General features: G+C 67.2%; 18 protein-coding genes. 13 read left to right on the top strand and 5 right to left on the bottom strand.

Annotated elements, in window-relative coordinates; genetic code table 11:
- Positions 1-451 precede the first annotated feature (451 nt).
- Both MW084_RS24295 and MW084_RS24290 read left to right on the top strand, forming a co-directional pair.
- Positions 452-2,845, top strand: coding sequence for a DEAD/DEAH box helicase (locus MW084_RS24295; protein WP_372499206.1), 2,394 nt, complete (start codon positions 452-454; stop codon positions 2,843-2,845).
- Positions 2,846-3,048: 203 nt separating this feature from the next.
- Positions 3,049-3,267 (top strand): hypothetical protein, encoded by a 219-nt coding sequence (locus tag MW084_RS24290; protein WP_158684334.1) that lies wholly within the window; start codon positions 3,049-3,051, stop codon positions 3,265-3,267.
- Positions 3,268-3,422: 155 nt separating this feature from the next.
- Here the strand turns inward: MW084_RS24290 and MW084_RS24285 are convergent, their stop codons facing one another.
- The 4 genes from MW084_RS24285 to MW084_RS24270 form a co-directional block, all read right to left on the bottom strand.
- Positions 3,423-3,863: an NUDIX hydrolase gene (locus MW084_RS24285; RefSeq protein ID WP_010471375.1), complete on the bottom strand. Its 441-nt coding sequence runs from the start codon at positions 3,861-3,863 to the stop codon at positions 3,423-3,425.
- 126 nt (positions 3,864-3,989) lie between these two features.
- Entirely contained in the window at positions 3,990-5,936 is a 1,947-nt protein-coding gene (locus MW084_RS24280) for a DUF3732 domain-containing protein (protein ID WP_010471374.1), read from the bottom strand.
- Positions 5,937-5,957: 21 nt separating this feature from the next.
- Positions 5,958-6,446 (bottom strand): three component ABC system middle component, encoded by a 489-nt coding sequence (locus MW084_RS24275; protein ID WP_010471373.1) that lies wholly within the window; start codon positions 6,444-6,446, stop codon positions 5,958-5,960.
- A 3-nt stretch (positions 6,447-6,449) separates the two neighbouring features.
- Positions 6,450-7,676, bottom strand: a complete 1,227-nt coding sequence (locus tag MW084_RS24270) for an ABC-three component system protein (RefSeq protein WP_275563783.1) — start codon at positions 7,674-7,676, stop codon at positions 6,450-6,452.
- 765 nt (positions 7,677-8,441) lie between these two features.
- Between MW084_RS24270 and MW084_RS24265 the strand changes: the two genes are divergently transcribed.
- The 10 genes from MW084_RS24265 to MW084_RS24220 all read left to right on the top strand — a co-directional run bounded on the left by MW084_RS24265 (position 8,442) and on the right by MW084_RS24220 (position 17,882).
- Positions 8,442-8,969: a Pycsar system effector family protein gene (locus tag MW084_RS24265; RefSeq protein WP_010471371.1), complete on the top strand. Its 528-nt coding sequence runs from the start codon at positions 8,442-8,444 to the stop codon at positions 8,967-8,969.
- A 39-nt stretch (positions 8,970-9,008) separates the two neighbouring features.
- Positions 9,009-9,668: a Crp/Fnr family transcriptional regulator gene (locus tag MW084_RS24260; RefSeq protein ID WP_010471370.1), complete on the top strand. Its 660-nt coding sequence runs from the start codon at positions 9,009-9,011 to the stop codon at positions 9,666-9,668.
- A 157-nt stretch (positions 9,669-9,825) separates the two neighbouring features.
- Positions 9,826-10,599 (top strand): hypothetical protein, encoded by a 774-nt coding sequence (locus tag MW084_RS24255; RefSeq protein ID WP_275563782.1) that lies wholly within the window; start codon positions 9,826-9,828, stop codon positions 10,597-10,599.
- Complete coding sequence (locus MW084_RS24250; protein WP_010471367.1) at positions 10,596-12,617, top strand: hypothetical protein; 2,022 nt, start codon at positions 10,596-10,598, stop codon at positions 12,615-12,617. Before MW084_RS24255 ends, MW084_RS24250 begins: the two co-directional genes overlap by 4 nt.
- Positions 12,614-13,384: a hypothetical protein gene (locus tag MW084_RS24245; protein ID WP_158684332.1), complete on the top strand. Its 771-nt coding sequence runs from the start codon at positions 12,614-12,616 to the stop codon at positions 13,382-13,384. The genes MW084_RS24250 and MW084_RS24245 overlap by 4 nt, the downstream gene beginning before the upstream one ends.
- A gap of 555 nt (positions 13,385-13,939) precedes the next feature.
- Positions 13,940-14,926: a hypothetical protein gene (locus tag MW084_RS24240; RefSeq protein WP_158684331.1), complete on the top strand. Its 987-nt coding sequence runs from the start codon at positions 13,940-13,942 to the stop codon at positions 14,924-14,926.
- A 295-nt stretch (positions 14,927-15,221) separates the two neighbouring features.
- Entirely contained in the window at positions 15,222-16,382 is a 1,161-nt protein-coding gene (locus tag MW084_RS24235; RefSeq protein ID WP_010471361.1) for a restriction endonuclease, read from the top strand.
- Between the two features lie 41 nt (positions 16,383-16,423).
- Positions 16,424-16,672 carry a hypothetical protein gene (locus MW084_RS24230; protein ID WP_275563781.1) on the top strand — a complete coding sequence of 83 codons (249 nt, stop codon included), beginning with the start codon at positions 16,424-16,426 and terminating at the stop codon, positions 16,670-16,672.
- Between the two features lie 138 nt (positions 16,673-16,810).
- Entirely contained in the window at positions 16,811-17,455 is a 645-nt protein-coding gene (locus MW084_RS24225; protein ID WP_010471357.1) for a restriction endonuclease, read from the top strand.
- A gap of 169 nt (positions 17,456-17,624) precedes the next feature.
- Positions 17,625-17,882, top strand: a complete 258-nt coding sequence (locus tag MW084_RS24220; protein ID WP_010471355.1) for a hypothetical protein — start codon at positions 17,625-17,627, stop codon at positions 17,880-17,882.
- 219 nt (positions 17,883-18,101) lie between these two features.
- Here the strand turns inward: MW084_RS24220 and MW084_RS24215 are convergent, their stop codons facing one another.
- On the bottom strand, positions 18,102-20,447 hold the full coding sequence (locus MW084_RS24215) for a DEAD/DEAH box helicase (RefSeq protein ID WP_010471353.1): 2,346 nt from the start codon (positions 20,445-20,447) through the stop codon (positions 18,102-18,104).
- A gap of 144 nt (positions 20,448-20,591) precedes the next feature.
- Between MW084_RS24215 and MW084_RS24210 the strand changes: the two genes are divergently transcribed.
- Complete coding sequence (locus MW084_RS24210) at positions 20,592-21,623, top strand: TniQ family protein (protein WP_010471351.1); 1,032 nt, start codon at positions 20,592-20,594, stop codon at positions 21,621-21,623.
- Positions 21,624-21,986: the final 363 nt, after the last annotated feature.

Raw genomic sequence — 21,986 nt, 5'->3', positions numbered from 1 at the left:
GCGTTCGAACGAAACCGCCTGGCTTCGCCAGGCGGGCCTGGGTCCGCTGCNCTCCCCCAGGCTCAACCCTCGCTNCGCGAGGGTTGAGCCACGAAGTGTCCGTTGACGGCCGGCTTCGCTCGGCCGTCAACGGACCGTGCCGCTTCGCGGCACGGTAGGCAGGTCCGCTTCGCTCCTCTGCCTTGGGCTTTCCGGCTTCGCCTTCAAGCCTGGCCCGCTTCGCGGGCTGCTGGCTACAGGCGGCGGTGGCTAGGGTGTTGGGGATGGTATCCGGTCTCACTCGATGTGGTGGGTTCTTCTCCCAAGCTCCTACGTGCGCGTGGTGATCCTGTCATAGTGGGTGGACTCTCGGTCCTGCGAGCAGCGTGCAATCAAAAGTAGGCGCGGATAAAGTCCACACTTAGCGGCTAGTGCCTCTCCCGGCGCTAGTGGAGGCGGGAGGTGGTGTGTTGTGTCGGCTCGGGTGTCTCTCCGTCCTCACCAGGTCGAGGCTGTCGATGCCGTGGTGCGGGCTTTGGAACACGTGCCTGGCGGAGGGTCCTCAGGTGGGGTGCGGGCCCAGGTTGTCGCGGCTACCGGTACCGGTAAGAGCCTGATCGCTGTCCATGCGGCGAAGGCTCTGCGTGCCAAGCGGGTTCTGGTGCTGGTCCCCACGCTCGGGCTGCTGGCACAGACCGTTTCGGTGTGGCGGGAGGCCGGGCGCCGGGGCTCGATGTTCGGTGCCTGCTCGCTGTCTGGCGAGGACGTACGGGATCTTCAATGCACGACTGACGAGGCGGAGTTGGTGGAGTGGGTAACGGGTCTGAAGTCGGTGACGGTCTTTGCCACCTATGCCTCGTTGGGAATGGGGGTGCTGGAGCGGAGCCATCGCGTGGGGTTGGGTGCGTGGGACCTCGTGGTGGTGGATGAGGCGCACCGGACGTCGGGGGCTTTGGGAAAGGCGTGGGCGGGGGTTCATGACGATGGGCGGGTGCCGGCGCTGCGTCGGTTGTATATGACGGCTACGCCGCGGTTGTGGGAGGTGCCGGATCGGGAGGGTTCGGAGGGGGGTGGTGAGCTGGTTGCGTCGATGGACGATGAGGCGGTGTTCGGACCGGTGGTGTACCGGCTGTCGCTGTCAGAGGCGATCGAGCGGGGGCTGATTGCTCGTTACCAGGTGGTGTGTGTGGACATCGCGGATCCTGGTTTGCCTGTGGTCGAGTTGGTGGGGGGTGCGGGCAGGACGGCGCGGGTGCGGGGGGCGCGGCTGGCGGCGTTGCAGACAGCGGTGGTGAAGGCTTCTGCAGAGCGGCAGTTGAGGAGGTTGCTGACGTTCCATTACCGCACGGGTGAGGCCGAGGCGTTCTCCAGTGGCCTTGGTGCGGTGGCGAAGGAGTTGCACGAGAGTGATCCGGATTTTTACCCGGGTGCTGATGGGGTGTGGGCTGACTGGCTGTGCGGGGAGCACAAGCCGGCGCACCGGGGTGCGGTGCTGGCAGGGTTCGCGTCCGAACCGGAGGTTGATGCGGGGGCGGCGTGGGTGCGGGTGTTGTCGTCGGTGCGGGTGCTCGGTGAGGGGGTGGATACCAAGGAGTGCGATGCCGTCGTTTTCGCCGATGTGCGGGGGTCGGCGATCGACATCGTTCAGGCGGTGGGGCGGGCGCTTCGGATGCTGCCGGGGGAAGGCAAAGTGGCTTCCTTGGTCGTTCCTGTCTTCCTCGGTCCGGGTGAGCAGCCTGACGAGATGCTGGTGTCGCGGGCCTATGGGGAGCTGGTGAAGGTCCTCACGGCACTTCGGGCGCACGACGCGCAGGCTGTGGAGCAGCTGGCTGCTCCACAGGTGGCCGGGGGCCGGTCGGCTGGCGAGGTGGTGGAAGTGCCTGGCGAGGTGGGCAGGGTGGCTGCGGAGCTGTTGTCGTTCTCCCGGCCTCGGGATCCGGCGCAGTTGGCGGCGTTCATCAGTCTGCGGGTGTTGCAGCCGGAGAGGCAGTTTTGGAGGCGGGGGCTGGCGGCCGCGCTGGCCTACCGCAGTGACCATGGCGACCTGGCGGTTCCGTATGAATACCGGACTGCGGACGGATTCGCTCTAGGGGTGTGGATCGCCCGGCAGCGCAGTGCACATACCCGCGGGGAGCTGAGCCAGGAGCGGGTGGGGCAGCTGGAGGAGCTCGGCATGATCTGGTCGCATGCCGATGTCGCGTTCGCCGAGGGGCTGTCGGCGGCGCGGGAGTGGGCGGCCGAGCACGGGCACCTGCTGGCGCCGGCCGATGCCATGTGGGAGGGGTACGCGGTGGGGGTGTGGCTGAAGAACCAGCGGGCAGCCGCGCGGCAGAACAAGGGCGAGCAGGGGGCTGGTGGACTGAGTGCGGCTCGGCGCCGGGCCTTGGAGGACATCGACCCGTCGTGGTGCCCTGCCTGGTCGGTTGCCTGGCAGCGGTGCTTCCACCTCGCCCGGCTGCACGTCCAGGGCGGGCAGATGCTGCCCGAGGAGCCGGGACAGGTGATGGTCCAGGGAGAGGACCTGGGGCGGTGGGTCGGCGGACAGCGGCGCGGCTGGGACAGCCTCGGGACGGCGCAGCAATGGCTGCTGCAGGAAGCCCTCGGGCTCGGCCCCCTGGTGAAGGGCGAGCGGGATGTGGTGGCACCGCGGCGTACGCGGGCGCAGGTGTGGGCGGCCAATCTGGCTGCTGCCCGCCAATACCGGCAGCGGGAGGGGCATCTGGAGGTGCCGCACCGGCATATCGAGAAGGTCGGCGGAGACGAGCAGGCGCTGGGGGTTTTCATCGCCAATAATCGCTGTCGCCGGGAACGGCTGGCGCCTGAGCGGGTCGAGGAACTGTCCGAGCTGGGGATGCGCTGGGGGTGACCCCCCGGCGCGGGGCTGGATCGGGTTGGATTTAACCCTGGGGTGTGGGGTGGATGTAGCCCTCGGGTGTGGTCGCGGTGTAAGCCGGAATGTGCAATTTCCTATGCGGGAAGGGCCTTTTGGCGTACGGTTCGCCCATCAAGGGGAGGTATCGGCTATTTCCGTATTCACCGAACTATACGGACTCAGGTTATTTGCCCCATGTGTCTGGCTCTGACCGGCGAGCTGTTGCGGCAGGAAGCACGGCGCTTCCTGTTCTTGCTCCTGCGGCCGGCTGGCAGAAGGCCGACGAGGAGGATCTGCTGTATAAGTTCCTGCCAGACCAACTCCAGGCGGTCACCGCCAATCTCCTGACGCAGGCCGACGATGATGACAGTGTCGGACGATTGCTGCGGAAATCGATCCGGCACTGGCTGCATTAGGCCATGCCAGGCGTATGGCTCCACCACGGCCTGTGGGGCCCGGGGCGTGGCAGAGATGGTCTACATGCTGTGGTCCGGCTGCGGCTGGCACGCCCGCAGCACTGGCTTGCGAGGTAGCGGAAGGCCGCCAGGACCGGCGCCGTTCGAGTCTGGCATCAGAATGAAGTCGCCTCGGCTCCGAGGGCTGCGGTGCTAATAGCCCCCCTCAGCACGTGGGCGATCTCCTCGGGCTTGAGGTCGATGCCGTCGAGCCCCTCCACGGTCAGCGGAATCTCCTCTAGCGCGTACTCGCCGCGGCCTTCGGCGCTGAACTCGGGGCCGGTGCGGTCGTCGAAGGACCACGTCGCGATGCGGGCGAGGTAGAAGAGCTGGCGCTCGTCGTCGGACTCCAGCGTGTGGAGGAGGCGGACGATGCCGGCCTTCCCCGCGATCTCCTCGTGGATCTCCCGGTGGAGGGCGGCCTCGCGGGTCTCGTCGCCGGGTTCGACGCCGCCGCCGGGCAAGACCCAGTACACGGGGATGCCGGGCCGGGTGCGGCGGATGACCAGCGTCGTGTCGCCGGGGGGGACCAGGACGGCACGGACTCGTTCGATCACTTCGGTTCGTCCCCTTGCTTGTCGGCGGTCTCGGTGCAGCAGCCGGCCGTCGTCGACCTCAACGCGCTGCCCCGTGATAACGAGACGGGGAGGGCCGCAAGATGCGAGAAGGCAGGGCTCAGGTCGTCACTCGGCGGAGATCCAGTCTGTAGGAATGAGGGCGACGCCGCCTCTCCAGTTCTCGACGACTCCCTGCTGGAACCAGTCGTCGCGGAGGTTGACGTGGTCGCAGACGATGACCTGGAGAGCTCCCTCATTCTGCTCGACAGCCTGGGAGATGAGGGAGAAGTAGGCGCGGACAGCTTCCCAGTCAGCGTCCTCGACGGTGACCGCGTCGTGCACCTCCTCAGGGAAGAACGCCTGGGTGGGCTGGTCGAGCATGAGGAAGCCCGGGACCGGGCGGTTGTGGCGGTGCAGGTAGGTATGCAGGGCAAGATGCGCGACGAGGTGGTAGCCGATCCAGTTCTTGGCACTCCCGATGCGGGTGAGGGGGAGTCGTCCAGCGGGGGTGCGCAGGACGACGTTGAGCAGGGTGGGGCTGATGCGGACTTCTTCGGCGGTATCGGCGTGCTCGAGGCCGAGGGTTCGCGCCCAGGTGGTCATGAGGTCGGCGACTTCGTTCAGCCGGTTCTCGGTCTCGGCGCCGACTTCGTCGGCGTCCACGAGAAGCTGAAGGGCTTCGGCCTGTTCGGTCAGCCTGTCGCCGTGCCGCAGGAGGTCGCCGAGGTCGTCCTTGCCTTGGGGACTGGTGCGCTGGAGTTCTTGGAGGATGCGTCCTTGGACGTGGGCGAGGTAGGTGCGCTGGTCCTGTGCTTGGCGCAGTTGCCGGTCGCTGGCGTTGAGGGCTTCGAGGGTGGCCGCGTTGTTACGCAGGCTTGCCTGGATCTCTCGGGTCTGTGCTTCGAGTGCTTCGAGGTGCTGGTTCCGGGCGGGCTGCAGTGCGGCCAGATCGTTCAGTTCTGTCTCGAGGCGGCGGGTGAGTTCCTGGAGGTCGGAGACTCGAGGGTCTGGGATGGGAAGCTGCTGGGAGCACAGGGGGCAGGTGTGGGCGTCGCGGTCGTGGGAGGCGTCGCCGAGCAGGCCGATGGGCTTGAGGCGGCTGAGCTGGACGTGGAGTTCGCTGGTGAGGGCGGTGCTCTCTTCCTTCCAGCTGTCGAGGATGGTGCGGGAGTTGTTGATCTCCTGGAGCTGGCTGCGCAGGGCGCGGCGTTCAGCGGCGAGCTGTTCACGCCTGGTGTCTGGGCCGGAGACGAAGGAGGCGTCAGGGACGGCGTCGAGGGCTTGGCGCAGCAGGGTGTCGAGGGTGGTGGCGGTGGGGGCTTCGGGGACGGTGTCGATGAGACCTGCGTCGGCTGCCATGCGTGCCAGGGCGACGCGGGGGGCTTCGCCGCCTTCCACGCGGCGCCGTGCCTCTTCGATCTGCTTGTTGACCCTGCGCAGGGCTTTGTTCAGTTCGGCGAGTTCGTGACGGCGGGCTGCCTGTTCGGGGCCTGCGGCGCCGAGAAAGTAGGGAAGGGTGTCCTTGATCGCCTGGGCGATTCCCTGCTCCCCTTGGCGGTGGAAGAGGAGGTTCTGATTGGCGATCTCGTTCTGCTTTTGCAGGCACAGCAGGACGGCCTGGGCGATGGATACGTCGAAGGCGTGGCGGCCGGCTCCGGCGGGGGGCTGGAAACGGAATTCCTCGATGCCGATACGGGCGCTGAGCTCGGTGCGGATGGCAGTGGCGTCGGCGTTGACGTGCATCTGGTCTGCCGGGGGGATGTCGAGTGTGTGGTCGCCGATGACGAGCATCGCTTTGTTCGTCGAGGCGCCCTTGGGGGTGGGGCGGCCCAGGAGGAGACGGGTGGGGCCGATCTGTACGAGGAGCGCGTACCAGGCGGTGGTGTTGGTGATGACACCGTCAGGAAGGGTGAAGGTCTGCCGGCCGAGGCAGTACTCGACGATGCTCAGGACTGCGGATTTCCCGGTCTCGGACTCTCCGGTGAGGAAGTTGAGGGTGCCGGGGCGGAAGCGGACGACGCGGGGGGTGGGGCGGCCGTCTCGGTGGTAGAGGGCGAGGGCGATCAGGTGCATGGGGCAGGGTCCTTTGTCGGGTCAGGGCCTTACGCCCAGCAGCGTGAAGAGGGTGGCGGTGTCGGTTGCGGCGAACCAGCGGCCCACGAGAACCGCGGCGCGTACGCAGGTGGCGGCTTCGTCGGTGGGCTGTGACGGGTCGGGTTTCACCGGTTTGCGGGTGACGCGCAGGCCGCCTCCGGTCAGTGCCAGGGTGCCGTGGCGGATGCCGAAGCGGATACAGCTTTGGGTGTAGGCATGCAGAGCGGGCGCGCGCTGAGGGAATGCCGCGCGGATCATGGTGTTGTCTGCCAGCCATCCGGCGAGCTGGGTGCGGGTGTCTCGCGGCAGGGCGCGCCGGGAGTCGGGGGGCAGGACCAGAGGCAGGACCAGGAACGCGGACGGCCAGGGCAGATGGGCTTGCGGCTCGGTGGCGGCTGCAGCGTAAGCGGCAGCACTGTGGCTGAGGATGTAGGCGCCGAAGGCGGGGTTGAGGAGGGCCGCTGCTTCAGGAAGCTGGGTGGTGGTCATGGGCTACTCCCCCTTCGTCTGCATGCACGGGGGTGTCTTGAGCAGGTCCTCGAAGTGGGGGTGCCAGCCCAGCGGCTTGGGTTCGTTGCGGGCGTTGTCGGCGAGTGCGTGCAGGGTGCCGCGGGCGATCCACCGTTTGCCGAGCTGGCGGAGTTTGATGTCCTGCGCCGCGGTGAGGGTGGCGTCGAGGATGGTCTCGCCAACGGCTTGGGCGTCGTCGCCTTCTTTGCCGGCGTCGAAGCGGTCGGCGTACTTGGCGAAGATGAGGTTCCACTCCTGGCGCAGGTCGCTGTCGAACTGGGTGAGTTCCCCGGGGGTGACGTGATGGTGGTAGAGCCAGCGTGAACGGTGGGCCCAGGCATGGTGGTACTCGCCGATGTGGGCGCGGATACTGCGGTTGCCGAGGCCGATCAGCTTGAGCTGTTCGACGAAGACGTGGCCGGTGTACTGGGCGATCTCCTGCTCGGTGAGGTCGTCGAGGCTGTCGACGACGGGCAGGGCGGTGTGGGTGTACTTACCGGAGACGTAGTCGATCTGAGTGCGCAATTCCTCGGCGCTAACGGACATGCGCCGGCCGGGATTGGCGTGGTCGAGCATGTCGAGGGACACGTTCCACCACCAGCCTTTCAGTTCCTCGAGGATCGCCTGGCCCTGCTCGTCGTTCTTCCAGATTCCGATCACTTCGCGCAGCGTAGAGTCCACCTCTGACACTCGCGGCGCGGAATCGTCGAGGACGATGGCGCCCACGAGGGCAGCGCGCGTCGAAGCGGTGCAGGCCATGAACCGGGATCGCCAGGGCAAGGTGGTCTTGGCGCCGTCAGGGTCGCCGGCGATGGCCTCGAGTTCTGCCAGTGCAGCGGTGACATCCCGGGCGTCGTGTCTGAGTTTGGCCAGAACATTGCCGGGCGAGACGGTCTGGGTGGTGACGAGCCGGAGCATGGGAAGCTGCCCCGCCGGCAGGTGCTTGAGCGCGTCGCACCAGGAGTTGATCGAACGCCACAGGTCGGCACTGGTGGACCCCAGTTCGCCGGCATGTCCGTGGTGCTTGGACTGGACGAGTTCGACCGGCGTGCCCTGGCGGAGGATGTCGATGTCGTCGAGCATCTCCATGCGGAGCTCGGCCTGCGGGTCCTTGAACCATCGGCGGGCCAGTTCCACCAGAGCCCATTCGCACTGGTAGAGGTATCCGACCATCTGGCCGGCCGCGGAGTGCGGCATCTTCTGTGTCACGATTGGCGTAATGATAGTTACGCACGGTCATGTTGGGCAAGGGGGGATTTCCCTGATGGGACGGCTGGCTCCGCACGGGGCGGCGCGCTGCTTCTGTGAGCCGCCGCATCCCGGCGTCTGTCGGGCGTAGCCACGCGTGTCTCCCTGGCCGGTTGAGTCCGCCATGGGAGGGAAATCGGACACTTCACGCCTGCGCGTCTTGACCCCCTGGTGGGTCTATCGACGCGCTCACCGTCTACGCCGAGGCGTGCGAGACCACCGTCGTCCACTACACCCCCGCCCCGTAACCAAAGGAGACCGCGACGACCATCGGCAGTCCGCCTCGTCGTGACCGACGGAGGTACGGCCGACGGCTCACCAGAGAGGCAGGTGAAGAACTGTGTCTCCGCGCTCGCGACGAGAGGCAGGTCCCCTCTGCAGGTGCGCGGCGGATCGCAAAGGCACTGGGCATCCGCCCGAGCCTGGCCACGCCATCGGCTGTGGGCGCGTGCGCCGCGCACCGAGCGCAGCCTGATCCGTCACCTGCGGGGTGTGCGAGGCCGGAGGCTACAGACATCTGATTCCTCGGCGCGTTCTGCGGCGGTGCCATCGGTCTGCTTACCGGCGCACTGCCTTGTGAAGGGCCGGATTGAGGCCCTCTGGAACAGGTCAGTGCCAGTGGCCGGCATGCGGTGCGTGACCGGCGACGCTTGCTCAGTGCCCGTTGGTGTGCACAAGCGCGTGGAGGAGAAGGGCACAGTCGGAGCCATAGATGCGGGCACGTGAATGGGGGCGTTCGTGGAGAGGGCTGCAGGGAACTCGGCGGCAGAAGGCCTGGAGAAGGTGCAGCGGCTGCAGTGCGCCACTGCGGTGCTGGTGGTTGAGCTACAGCGTGCGGATGGGAAAGCGACTGCCGTGTGCGGTGCCGCTGGCGGGTTCTTGACAGCCAGCGTGGCGTTGTTGGGTGGCCTCGAGGAGAAGCCATGGGGCTCGTCTGCGGCGCTGTTCTTGGCGTCGGTGTCGCTGGCGGTCGCGGTGGGTGTGGCGTTGTGGGCTCTACGTCCCGTGCTTCCGCGGGTTGGTTCGCCTGAAGCGTTGCTCGGTGTGCGGCGGGGGGACGATATCGGGCCGGTGGTCGCGTCGATTGCCGGGTTGAGTGTCACGGAGCAACTGCGCATGGAGGAGGTGCGGCTGGCTGTGCTCGCTGGTCTGGCACGACGGAAGTTCCGGGCGGTTTGCGTGGCGGTGGACCTGGTTGTCGCTGCGCTGACGATGGCTGGAATGGGACTGTTGTTGCTGTATGTAATGGCCTGAGAGCATCCGGTCAGGACAGACGGTACGCCTGGGGGGCCTATGTATCAGCGGCACGTCACGATGATCGGTAAGTCGTTGTGGTCTCAGTTGCGAGACCTTGCACCACGCAGGGTCCGGCCGGCGCGCAGCGTGCTGTTACGGCAGGGCGATCCCGGAACGCATGTGATTCTGCTGGATTCGGGTTCCACGCTCGTCACGCTGACGGGCGGGAACGGGGAGCGCACGCTGCTGGCGGTCCGGGGTGCCGGTGAATTGCTGGGTGAGCTGGCAGTGCTGGACGCCCAGCCACGCACGGCGTCGGTGATTGCGGCTGAGACATGCTGTGTGCACATCATTCCGGCTTCGGATTTCCTGGCTTTCGTGGACGAGCACGCACTGCTGGCACCGTTGTTGCGGCATGCCATTGCCCGTGTGAGGGAGGCAGAGGCCGTACGTCTGGAAATGGCCACCTCACCGGTGGCAGTGCGTCTGGCTTCAGCTCTGGGCCGGTTGCTGCAGGCAGCCTCCGGCGAGGGATGCGACTACGTCGTGCGCCTGACGCAGATCGAGCTGTCGCAGATGATCGGCGCGTCCCGTAACGCCGTGGGAACGGCTCTCAAGCCGTGGCGTGAGCAAGGATGGCTCGTCAACGAGGCCGGTGGCGGTCTGATCATTCGCGACATGCTGTCGATCCGCTCGCATGCGGATGCCCAGAGGTGATCGACAGCACGGTCGCGGTGCCCACTGCTGGGCACCGCCGCGGAACGTGCGCGGCCAGCATGGGCCACCACCCGATCATTCCTGCCAGGAAGGCCGATGCTGCATGCCCCCTGCTGTCACACCGGACGCGGACGATGTCCCGCAGGAATACGCCCTGTTGGTCGTCGATATGAAGGACTACAGCAAGATCCCCGAGGCGAAGATGGCTCCCACTCTGGCCGACTTGGAGTCCATCTTGTCCACCGTCTTCGAGCAGTGCGGGATCGACGACGTCGTCACGCTCGACAACGCGGTCAAGGACCGTGGCGACGGATCCATCTACGTGCTCTCCTCCCGGCACGCGGCCAGGCTGGTCGACCCGCTCCTGGGTCACCTCAAGCAGGCCCTGGAGCGACGGGAGCAGAGCCGTCTGGCCAGCTCCCCCTCCATCCGGCTGCGTGCGAGCGTCCACGTCGGCCCTCTTGTACTGCCCAACCACCGCGGTGATGCCGCGGTTGACGCCTGCCGTCTCGTCGAGAGCGTGGCCGTCCGCCGGGCCATGGATGCTGCCCTCGACAATGACCTGCCGCTGGCCGCTGCCGTGTCGGACCCGGTCTACGACCGCTCCGTCCGCGCCGAACGCACCAAGACACTGAAGCCGCGGGACTTCCATCCGGCCACGGCCCTCGTGAACGGCAAGCCCGGATTCGAGGAAACGTGTTGGCTCCACGTGCCCGGACTCGTCCCGGCCGTCATCGCCTCCTACCTCAACGCCGACAGCAGCACCTCGTCCGCCGGCCCGCGCGGCTCCGAGAGCCAGAGCCGGACGAACGACGGCCCGGCTCGCGAAAAGCCGGCGATCCCGGCGGGAGGGCAGAGGGCCAAGGCCAAGGGCAAGGCGCGGATCGTACAGGTCGGCGGCGACTACAACCGCGGCCGGGAGGAAGCGTGAGCACCGGCACTACGGACGCGGGAATGACGCTGCCGTTCCAGAAGGCTGAGGCGACCGGCAACGCCACGGTGACGCAGGTCGGCAGGGACTACAACGAGCACCACCATCGCTACGAGCGGAGCTGGCAGTATCTGCGCGGCGTCGGTGTCGACGCGGTCGAACTGGACCTCGCCGAACACGCGTTCGTCGACTCCGCGGGCCCCGGCGGGAGCGGACAGGCGGCACTGGCCGTCAGCAGACTGTCGCGCCAGCACGAGCGAAGCCACACGCTGGTGCTCTGCGGTGAGGCGGGCACGGGGCGGCGTACGGCTGCGCTCCATGTTCTGCTCAAGGCAGGCGTGCACAAGGAGCGGATCCGCTGGCTGGTGCTGGACTGGGACCAGCCGCGTACCGAGCAGATTCCTCACACCGCAGGGCATGGCTTCATCCTGGACCTCACGGGATACAGCGGGCTGGATGACGACTTCTACACCGGCCTCGGTGACTACCAGAAGGCGGCGCAGGCAGACGAGGCCTTTCTGGTCATCCTGACCGATGAGGGTTCTTGGAATCCCCGGACGTTGGCCAACGTGCCCACGACGCACCTGGTCCGCCCGCCGGCTCAGCAGGTCGCCTTGGCGCACCTTCGCCATCGTGCGGGCGACCGGGTGGACTGGCTGACGAGTCCCTCGCTCGACACGCTCCTCACCGAAGCCTCTCAGGTCTCTGACGCCGCCCGCTTGGCCGGCCTTATCGCCGAGGCCAGCGAGGACGACAGGGATTCGATCAAGCAGCAGTTCACCGACTGGCGTAAGCACCTTGAGGACTGGTTCACGAGCCATTCGTCCGAGGATGACCTGCGCGAGCGGGCCCTGCTGATGGCCGCCGCCCTGCTGGAGAACACGCCCGCTGACATCGTGCTGGAAGCAGCGGACAAGCTCTTCGAGGAAGTTGGCGGTGTCCTGCCGCCCGGAGGGGCACTGGCCGGCCGTGACCTGCGGGCACGCCTGCATGCCATCCATGCTTCAGTGGTGGGTGAGGAGTGCATCTCGCTGGACGAGGAGCGACACGGGCTGGCCGAGGCGGTTTTGAAGTACGTGTGGCAGCAGCGGCCGCAGCTGCGCGGAGTGCTGCTGGAGTGGGCGTCGCAGCTCAGCGCCCCGAACGGAATCGCCGTTCGCCATCTCGGGCGCATCGCCGACCGTCTGGTGCAGCTGTCCCTGCTGCCCGGCGGCTCGACCGTGCAGACCGTGATGAGCGGGTGGATCGAAACCGGCCGCACGGGCCATCGGCAGCTGGCCATCGGTGTCCTGGAGACGATGGCCCTGCACCCTGACACGGGCCCTGGTGTGCGCAGGTGGCTGTACGACTGGGCGAAGCAGAAGACCGTCAGCAGGGAACTGGTCTCGGCCGTTGCCGAGATCTGTGCCGGACGGCTGGGCCAGAAGTACCCGCGCATCGCCCTGACCCGACTGCGCGTCCTTGCGTCGCGTGACGACGGCCTGGCCAGCGAGGCGGTCGCCGATGCGGTGCGGGCACTGGCCAATGTGCCGGAGCAGCGCATCCTGGTGCTGTCGGAGATCATCCAGTGGGCCGAGTCCCCGGAGAGTACGACACGCAAGGCCGGGGCCAGCACCTTCCTGGCACTGACCGACATCACCGACACCGCTCTCCTGCCTTCGGCGCAGGAGCCCGCCGGTGACCCCACTGCGGAGCTGATCGACCAGCTCTTCATCCGGGGCTGGCGGGCCGCCCTGGAAGAACCCTCCACGGCGGCAGAAGCCCACGCTCGTCTCGCCGAGTGGCTGGACTCCCCCGCGCTGCCGGACACACTGCTCATGCCGATCACGGCCGCGGTGCTACGCGGGCACCTCCACGAGGCAGGAGCAGCCAGCATCCTGGTGGGCACTTCTAGCACGTCGGACCTGGGACGGACACGGCGTAGGAAACTGTTTCGCCGTCTGATCGACGAACAGACACTCTCCCCTGCAGCATCCGATTCCGACGCTGGTGGTGACACCTACCCGGCGCAGCCGTGACCTTCCTGCCATGGCGCCGCCGCACACCTGCGCTGCCCGCGCCGTGTGCGGCCGACGCCCAGGAGGCGTGCCATCCGCTCGTCCTGCGGGATGAGCGGATGGCAAGTCGCCTCAAGGCCGTGTGCTTCACCGTCCGCATCGATGGCGCCTGGAACTGGACACGACCCGATTCCCCTGAGCTTCACGACCCAGCAGCGACGGCCAGAGACCGTCTGCGTCGGCACGCTGCGAAAGTCTTGCGACAGCACTCCGTCCTCGATCTCGCTGCTGCGCAAGACGCCGTCAATGCCGCCCTGGGCCAGTGGAGTTGCGTCGCACCAGGTTTGAGGTGCATCGGTGGCGCGCGTTTGGAGGCCGCGCCCCGCGACCGCAACCTGGCCCAAGAACATGCCTGTCGGCAGCAGACGCTGAGCCTGGCGCACGAGGAGGAACTGGACCGCCTGGCGCATCTGCAGCACGTACTGGCAGACCCTGACCTGCGCCGAGTGTGGTGGATCGCCCAGTTTCCCGACCGCTTTGACGACCTCCAAGCCCTCGCCGCCGCTCTAGAGGGTCTGCCGCCTCCCCACGAGGCCGAGAGCGACGGCATCCGCAGCGACATCCTGCGCTTCACCGAGCAGCTCGTCACCGACCTCCACACGCCCCAGCAGCGCGAAATCTTCCTCCAGGCCCTCGTCCAAACCCTGCAGACGCTGGGCCACCACAGCCTCAAAGACGCTGCCGACCGCTGGCGCACCCCACCCGAGACCGGGAGCACACCTTCATGAACCTCCGCATCACACGATGGCTCCTTGCACCCATGCGGCAGCGACGGACTCTCCGGCTCATGAAACGCCACGGGCCCTCACTGCCGTACGACACCGCATGGGCCCTCACCACCCTGCGCACCGCGCCGGACGACGCCCTTCTGGTCCGCGCCTGGGCCCGCGAGAACCCGGACAGGGCACCCGGTGTCCACTACGACCACTGGCACAACCTGAGCAAAAAGGAACAGCAGCGGCGTCATAGATGGCTGCGGCGCCACAGCCGGTCTCCCATCCAGCTCCTGAACCTGGAAGCCGGTCTCATCCTCAGCACGGGCCTGCACGTCCTTGACTGGGGTCCACCACCACAGCCCAGCACACACAGCCGCCCGACAGCACGGCCCCGACCCAATACCAAAGGACAGGCATGACCCCGCAGGCGCGGCCAGAAAGCCCCGTAGGATCGCCCGGCCGAAAGGCAATAGGAGCGCGCTGGACTACCAGCGCGAAAGACTCCTTGAATGAGAGCTGCCCCAGGTGCGGCCGAGGTGTGAGGGAGAGGGCGACGGCGTGAGGATCATGCTCGACAACAACATCTGGTCCTATCTCGGGGATGAGCGGGCAGGGAAGCGGTTCAGGGCGCTTGCCCATTCCCTTGGGCATCGTGTGGTGACCGCTCCGAGCGTCTTGCTAGAGGTGCTGCAGCATCCTCGCTCGGACATGCGGGCAGCCATCGTCCAGGCCATCACGATGGCGACGGACGAGCGGCTGCGCAGCGAGGCCGACAGGGAGGGCGAGGAGGTGGTCTCAGAGGTGCGGCGCTTGCATCCGGAGTGGATGCGGTCAGTGCCCGACACCGGACGCGAGGCGACGTGGCGCACATATTGGACCAAGAGGGTCTGGCGGGAGGCCGTGGAACAGCACGAACGATTGCGCGACGCGGAGCCAGCGCGGCGGACCGCACGCACGGTGCGGTTTCTCGTGGACAGCCAAAAGGAGCAGCAGGAGATTTGGCGCGAGGGCAAGTTCAATCTGCGTGACCTCTCCCTGATCACGATGTCCCCGAGTGAAGAGACGACGGCGGAGCAGCAGGCCGGCTGGGCTCCCGGCGACAGGATTGCGGCGTGGCGGCCGTACAACCAGGAGGTTTACTGGCGTGCTTTCTGGACGGGTCGCCGATCCGTGCTCACGCACGAGGACACCACCTACGCGGACTGGGTCGGCGCACGGGTGGACCTGCGCGCTATGTGTGCCTCACGGGAGGCGTTCAACCGGTTCTGGTTGTACGAGGTGGAAGCAACGCACATGCCGCGCAACTGGCTCCGGTGGGCTGCCGACACCGTGCAGGCAGACATGAAGATCACCAACGGAAACCCCATCGATGTCCAGCACGCCGCCTATCTGCCGGACTGCGAGGTGTTCCTCACCGCTGACAAGAACTTCGTGCGAGTGTTGGACCGTGTCGCGGAGCAGGCCCCGGTCCCCGTGGGGAGGGCCCACCGGGTCGCGCCGGCAGCCCACGGCGGCATCGTGGAGGCGATTGAGGCCACTCTGCGCGCGCTCTGAGGGCCTCCTCGTACGGCGCTGTATATGAAACGACGTCTCGGTGTGCTCGTGCGCGGTCGACAGCCGGGGCTCCTAAGACGTCGTTTTTATGGTGTGATCGTTCGTTAGGGCGGGGGTGACGCCGGGCGGGTGACCGAGGCCCCGACCACGATCACCTTCGTGGCGATCTGCCGACGTGTTCGCCTTTCATCGCCCAGGAACGGTGTCCCACCCAGGACATGAGCCCGGCAAGGCCGCCCGGGCAGTAAGGCGATTCGTCTCCATCACGTGCCACGGTGAAGCAGAATCAGTTGGTGTGAGCGACGTTTCTCCCGTGTACCGCAGTAATGCCTTCCTGGCGCCCGAATCCGGGCTGGCCGACATGTACTCGCGGTTGAGCGCGGCGGACAATCCGCACCGGCGGGGCAAAGACTTCGAGAAGCTGCTGCGCCGGGCCTTCGAGCTGGCGCACTTCGTCGTGGAGCTCGATCCGGGCATGGCCCTGCCCCGGCAGACAGACCTGGCCGTGCGTTACGGGGAGCGGCACTACCTGCTGGAGTGCAAGTGGCAGCAGGCAAAGGCCGACATCGATGTGCTGGGTACGGTGCATGACCGGCTGCGACGTATCAGTTCCCATGTGGTCGGGGTCATCGTCAGTGTTTCGGGGTTCACCACAACACTCATTGACGAGGTGGGCCGGGAGCGCAGCAGGCCGGTGCTTTTGATGGATCACGCAGATGTGCTGGCCGTACTGCGTGATCCCGCATCGCTCCCGGGCCTCTTGCAGAGCAAGCAGGAAAGGCTCGTCACCCACGGGCACGTTCATCTGGGCGCCGGAACAGTCCAGAGGCTGCGCCGCCCAGCGCGCGACCTACCGGCCGGCGACCTGATGCTGCGCGGCCAGGGTGGTGACGCCTTGCCCTACATATCCGTGCCGGGAGGATTCACATCCGCGGTCTTCGCCACATCGGTGACGGATGTCGACTGGTCCTTCGGCCGAGGGCACGGGGTGTGCCTGGACATGCCTGTGCAGGCTCGTTCGACCGAGGATCTGGTGGGGCTGCTCCACACTCTCGACGAACTCGGGCTGACCAGCCACCGCCCCACCTGGACTGTGCAGCAGCTCGGGACCTCCTGGTTCGGGATCGGGGCCCCGGCACTCATCGAGGCACTCGACGAGGCCCCGCAGCGGACAGCGGCTCTGGACGAGCCCCACCACAGCGAACAGCTCGTTTACTGCGACACCGCGCTGGACGGTCTCTACACCCTGACCGCGAGCATCAGCGCTCCCCCACCACCAGGTGAGGTCTCTTCCGAGGACGAGCAGGCGGGCCGGCGCGTTGTCTCCCAGTGCCGGCTTCCTTCCAGCTGCCCGGTACTCCGCTGGACACGACCGCACTTCAGCACCTGCGGGAGCGCTTCGGCGTCACCGCCAATGCCTACTTCCGGCCTTTGGAGGCCACCGCGGTACGGGTGACCTGGCTCGACCGGGAGCCGGTTGAGCCGCTGGCCACGATCGTGGAGCTCGATTCCGTCACCGCAACAAGGTTCGTCGTCGGTCTCGTCATCCGCGACCACTACTCCGCGAACGGCGACCACACAGTCCTCACCGGCTGGCCCCTTGAGCTGCAGGACAGCGGATTCCTCGTGTGCGCCCTGGCCCATCATCATCCCGTGGACAAGCCTCCCGAGCGGTACTGGCTCGAGGCGATCCACTTGACCAGCACGTCCGACCTCACCGTCACCACCATCGAAGCCAACTGGTGACCACAGAGAAGGCCGCTGGAACATCAAGACGTGCGCTGTGCGGCGAGGCTGAACAGGGGTGAACTCACCTGCGGGTTGGGAGATGTAGTTCTCGATGATCTGTGAATCGTGATGGGTGGGCACCGTTAGAGTTCCGGGATGACCATCGCTGTAAACGGCCGGGCCAAGAAGAGGAAGCCTGCTGAGGCTGACTTCTGGTTGGCGTACGAGAAGCGGGTGGCCGCACTCGTCAGTGCACTGGACGCCCACGCGTCGATCACGCACAACGAGATGCAGGTCGGCGCGCTCAGCGGCGTCCCGCGTCAGATCGATGCGCTGGCTGTCGGCTCTATAGCCGGACAGAAGTTGAAGGTCGTCATCGAAGCCAAATGCTACGGGCGACGCGTCTCGATCGGCACCGTTGATGAGTTCATCGGCAAGCTGCTCGACCTAGGGGCTGAGCGCGGCATCCTCTACGCTGCAGGAGGGTTCACGACTGGGGCGGTAAAGCGGGCAGAACGGGCACTGAATCCTGGCGTGGCCCTTGAGCACCTGGCGAACCTGCTCCCGCCCCGGCCTCGACGTGAAGGGGCGACAGGTAGCGACCATGCGGATCGCCTCTCCCGTCTTTCGCCGATCGCGGGTGAGGACACACGGCTTAGGCCGCCTGCGGACGTCGCGGACCATTTGGTGGCATCGATGACCGAAACGTTTGCGATCGAACTCCCGTACCAGCCTTCTGTACCCACCACCACGAGCTACCGGGCCTTCCTGCTAGGCGAAGCTTTCTTCTACAAGTCGTGAGCCAAACGCGGCGTCCTGCATGACGGCTCAGGCACCGCTATACGCGCGGCTCGTCTGCTCGGCCACAGTGGCCGAATCAAGCGTCTGTGGACTACCGGGTACGGGACCTCGTCGCCGTACGCCGCCTCCTTCAGGAGGCTTGAACCCTGCTGGGGGGCCGGGCGGAAGAATGCTGGGCCTGCGTATTCGGAACGGCGGCATCGTGGAGGTCTGGGTGGGACTCATGCCGCTCGCCCCGGGTGCGGCAGGAGGTGGCGTCCTCGTCCTCGGCCTGCTGATGAAAACCCTGGCGGACCGGCGCGATAGCCGGGCCGTTGGGTCGGCCGCTTTGCGGCAGGAGGAGTGGCAGATCAGCCTCCATGACAGCGACCTGCGGGTACGGCCCAGCAGCCCAAAGGTCGCACGCTCCGGTACTGAGCGCACGTAGTAACCCGCTGCGCGAGAGGCCGAGGTGGGGCGCAAAGGGTCCTGCGAGCGATGCGCTGTGCGAGGTCATGGGGACTGGAGTGTCTGTGGTGGACGAGTCCGGCCTCCTGCGTGGAGCGCGGCTGGCGCGCGTCACCTGGGGCAAGGGCATGATGACTGCAAGAGCCTGCCCGGGAAGCCAATCGCACGTTGTCACCGGACGGGCCTTCGGGCGTGCCGGTCAGCGGATCCAGCGGAAGTCGAGGGCTTCGAGTGCGTGGCGCTGTTCAGGGGTGAGCCGCAGTGGGTTGCGGCGTTTGGCGGCGATCCAGGGCGCCAGGTGGAGTCCGGTGTCGGGGCAGAGGTAGCCGTAGGGGACGTCGAGGTGCTGGTGGCTGCGCCAGAAGGCGCGTGCCGCGAGCAGTCCTCTGGTGAAAGCCCGTGCCGCGTGGCCGCGGGGGCGGCGCAGGAGCAGGGCCAGGGGGTGGCGCAGCGGGAGTGCGCCGAGGAGTTCGTGCTGGCCCGGGTCGAGGGTGGGCAGAGCGTCGATCTGTTGGTCGAGCCAGCGGGTGAGGGGTGTGTCGTCGGTGTCGGGGCGCAGGTCGGGGAAGGGGAGGTTGCCGGCGCGGGCGGCTGTGAGGGCCTGGGCGTAGGTGTGGTGCCAGTGTTTGGGCCAGGAGGTGCTCCACCAGGGGTAGATCTCGTTGAGGGCGCGTTGGTAGCCGTAGGGCAGGGTGCGTTTGTTTGCTTCGCGGCGGCGGTCGGCGATCCAGCGGCCGAGGCGGATGCCGCCGAAGGTTTCGTCGGTGTGCGGGGCGAGGTGGTCGTGGTGGGCTTTGTAGTCGCGGGCGATCTGCAGCTTGCGTTCGATGCTGTGCGGGGGGTGGGGCCAGATCATGCCGAGGGTGTCGAGCTGGTCGATGCGTTCGGGCAGGAGCATGCGGTTGATGCGCAGGGAGCGCTGGCGGCCGAGCCACCAGCCGAGGTAGAAGCGGTCGGGGCCGAGGTAGCGGCTGGGGACGTCGAGGTGGCCGTAGGTGTCGAAGAAGCGCTGGGCGCTTTCGAATCCGATCTGCCATACCCGGTTGGGTGCTTTGGTGGCCTGGAGGTCGAGCAGGGGGATGATCTCGTCGGCGCGTTCGGGGCCGGCGGCGACGCCCAGGTTCTCCTGGTGATCGTCGGAGGTGGCCCATTCGACTCGGTGGATGACGTGTTCGTCGTAGGTGCTCAGGGCGATGAGGACCTGGTAGAGGAGGCGGTAGGGGGTTCCTTTGACGCCTTCCTCGAGCTCTTGTCCCGGTTCCATGAAGACGGGAACGACGATGGTGGAGATCTTGTCGTCGCCGGGGCTCTGGCGCAGTGCGCGGCCGACGGCCTGGGTGATGTCGAGTGAGCTCTGCTTGGAGTCGGCGAAGAGGATCGAATCGATGCCGGGAACGTCGATGCCCTCGCCCAGGCAGCGGCAGTTGGTCAGGACGGCTCTGTGAGGGGCGGTCTCGTTGCCGGGACTGTTCATCTCTACGGAGGTGAAGGTCTCCAGTGCGTGTCGGCGGGCAGCGGGAGCCTGTCTGGCGTTGACCGTGCCGACCACGAGGGCCGCCCGCGTCTCGGGGGGCATGAGTGCTGCTGTCTCGTGGAGGGTCTCGGCAAAGATGTCGGCGGATGCGATGAGGCGGTGGAAGGTCAGGGTCCGCCGTAGGTCGTAGCTCTCTTGGGCGCGCAGCAGGGCGATCTGGGCGGCTGCTACACGTACTCCCTCGGCGCCTGCGGAGTTGATGGAGGCGTATCTGAGGACGCGGTGCAGTTCGGCGTCGCTGATCTCGACGGCGACGATGCGGTAGTCCGCGAGCAGGCCCTGGTCGATCGCTTCGGCCAGCGAGATGCGGTAGACGACGGGGCCGTAGAGGCCGTAGTCGTCCATGGAGGCCACTTCGCAGCCGGTGGATGCCTGCGAGCCGGCGTTCTCGTCGAAGATGCGCGGGGTGGCGGTCATGTAGAGGCGGTGATGGGCGGGCAGGGCGTCGTTGTCGTGGATGACGCCCCAGGCTTTGTGGCGGTTGCCGGCGGTGCGGTGAGCCTCGTCGGAGATGACGATGCCCCAGCGCGGCAGGAGGTGGTCGCGGTGGGCTCGGGCGAGATGGTTCAGTGAGTGGTAGGTGCAGAAGACGTTCACCGGGCCGTTGCTGCGAGCAGCACGGCGGGCGAGTTCGCCCGGGTCGTGGATCATGGTGAGGACGCCGCGCAGCGAGCGGACGTGGGTTTGGTCGCGCCCGCAGTAGCCCAGGTAGATCCCCTGGCGGCCTTCGCTCTGCCAGACGGCGGCTGTCTGCTCGAGAAGGTCCAGGGTCGGCATCACGATCAGCGCGTTGCCCCGCGGCGCGGCCTCCTGGGCGGCGTTGAGGGCGACGAGGGTCTTGCCCGTTCCGGTGGCCATGATGACGCTCACGCGGGGAGCGCCGGCGGTGAACTCGTGCATGCAGGCGTCGACGGCGAGTGTCTGGTGGCCGCGTAGTGGTGTTCTCAGGCCGTTGCTCGTCAGCGTGGCCACGATGCCCTCCCGGCAGCGGATCGTCACGTTGCGGATCAAGGTTCGGATCCGTGCTGTGGAGGGTGTCCGGGTGTTGCCGCCGGGTTCACCCGAAAGAGCTAAGGGCTCTTGACCTGGCTGTACGGCGGCTGGCGACGATAGAGGTCAGGGGTGCGGAGCAGTTCGGAGACAAGGGGAATTGGCGTGGTGCTGCAGATGCCCAGGCCCTATGGACCGCGTCAGCCTCTCCCGCTGCGGGCCCGGCCTCTGCCCGGTGAGTCGACGGGGTCGTTCGTGAACCGGCTGGCGCACGCCAATGGCCTCGGGCTCGCGGATTTCCTTCAGCGCGTGGGCCAGGCCACGGGATCGTCGTCCAGCGACGCGGCGCGTGTGGCCAAGTACCCGCGGTATACCGAGATGTATGTGAATGGGCCGGGTCTTGTGTATCTGGCCGTGCTGGCCGGCGAACCGGCGGCCGTGTTGCGGCGGTCGCTGCCCAGCCTGGCTCCTCGTCACCTGCTGCCTGGGGACACAGACGCGGACGCGGTGTGGAAGTGGCCCTGGCAGCCGTCGGAGGGACACCTCGTGCGCTACTGCACGGAGTGCGCGGAAGCCCGCGGAGTCAGGGAGCCGGCCTGGTGGCTGATCCCGGACAGCTGGAGGCTGTGTGCCCGGCACAGGCGGTGGTGCAACGACTCGCGGACAGAGCCTCTGGACGGGGTGTCGTTGAAGGAGCTTCCCGAAGTCGTCGACGCGCATCTGAAGCGCTGCCGGGTGTACAAGCAGTTCGGCAGGTCGGGTGAGGAGCTGTTCGCGGACGCCTTCCAGGTGGCGGCGGACTGGTGGCGGACGATGCCCACGGTGCTGCGCTGGGTCCGCCGGGCGTGGGCATGCGGACTGGAGGACCGCAGTGCCTGGGCGATGCCGCTGGTGATCTACCCGGAAGCGGCACAGCTCGCTCAGCTGATGGTCGAGTTCGAGCAGTCTGACGTCCGGGATACCGGCGCCGCTTCCTTGTGGCTCGGCAGGGCCGAGGCGCTAATGGAGTCGTGGGAGCTGGATGCCCAGGCGGGCAGGGTCCCGCTGCTGGACTGGCTGCACCGCCACCGGGCACCGACGAACCCGGAAACACAGCCGGCCTCCGGACACCGGCGGACACGGCTGCCTCTTGCCCCGGGACACCGCCGGCTCGCCTCGCCGACCGGGCCGTTGGAACAACGCTCATGCCTGTCTTGATGGCCCTTGCCCTTCAGTCGGCGGCTGGCGCGCAGCAGGAGCCAGTCGTGTCCTGTGCCGGTTCGGTTCCCGGCGAAGAGCGGCCCTCGAGTGTCAGTGCGGGTCTCTAGGCTGGCATCCGGCGCGCACGCTGCGGGGCGGCAGAACAAGTCAGAGGGCGGCATTGGTAGCAAACGACAGCAGGGCTCACAACTGGCGCAGTATCCGTGAGTGGGACGGAAGCCAGCATCGTTCCTTCGAAGAATTGTGTTTCCAGCTCCGCTCCGCGGCACCTGCGGGTTGGGAGACGATCAAGACCGCTGCTCCGGACGGCGGGGTCGAATGGTATGACCAGGCCCCTGATGGCAGTGCCGTACACGGGTA

The sequence above is a fragment of the Streptomyces sudanensis genome (assembly GCF_023614315.1).
Lineage (GTDB): Bacteria > Actinomycetota > Actinomycetes > Streptomycetales > Streptomycetaceae > Streptomyces > Streptomyces sudanensis.
The sequence above is the reverse complement of the archived record's forward strand: the minus strand, read 5'-3'. Positions and strand labels throughout refer to the sequence as shown.